General features: G+C 44.1%; 2 rRNA genes. Both read left to right on the top strand.

The annotated features are described in order from the left end of the window. Positions 1-109 (top strand): 16S ribosomal RNA (locus M3600_RS28605); the annotation flags it as partial. 208 nt (positions 110-317) lie between these two features. Continuing rightward, positions 318-442 (top strand): 23S ribosomal RNA (locus M3600_RS28600); the annotation flags it as partial.

The raw sequence follows: 442 nt of genomic DNA, 5'->3' as shown, positions 1-442 counted from the left end.
GTCGGTGGGGTAACCTTTTAGGAGCCAGCCGCCTAAGGTGGGATAGATGATTGGGGTGAAGTCGTAACAAGGTAGCCGTATCGGAAGGTGCGGCTGGATCACCTCCTTTCTAAGGAAAAATGGAATTTATTCCATTCATAGATTGTTGACGATTTTGTTGTTCAGTTTTGAGGGAGCAATTCCTCAAAGAAAGATTGTTCCTTGAAAACTAGATTATGAATAGTAAGAACCAAGAAAGAAACCGAGTAATCGCCATCTTAGATTCTCTATGTAAATAGAGCAATTGAGGGTAAAGAGTAACATCTTTAGCCGAATCAAGTTAAGTTAGAAAGGGCGCACGGTGGATGCCTTGGCACTAGGAGCCGATGAAGGACGGTACTAACACCGATATGCTTCGGGGAGCTGTAAGTAAGCTTTGATCCGGAGATTTCCGAATGGGGGA

Source organism: Niallia sp. MER 6 (assembly GCF_023714395.1).
GTDB lineage: Bacteria > Bacillota > Bacilli > Bacillales > Cytobacillaceae > Niallia.
The sequence above is the reverse complement of the archived record's forward strand: the minus strand, read 5'-3'. Positions and strand labels throughout refer to the sequence as shown.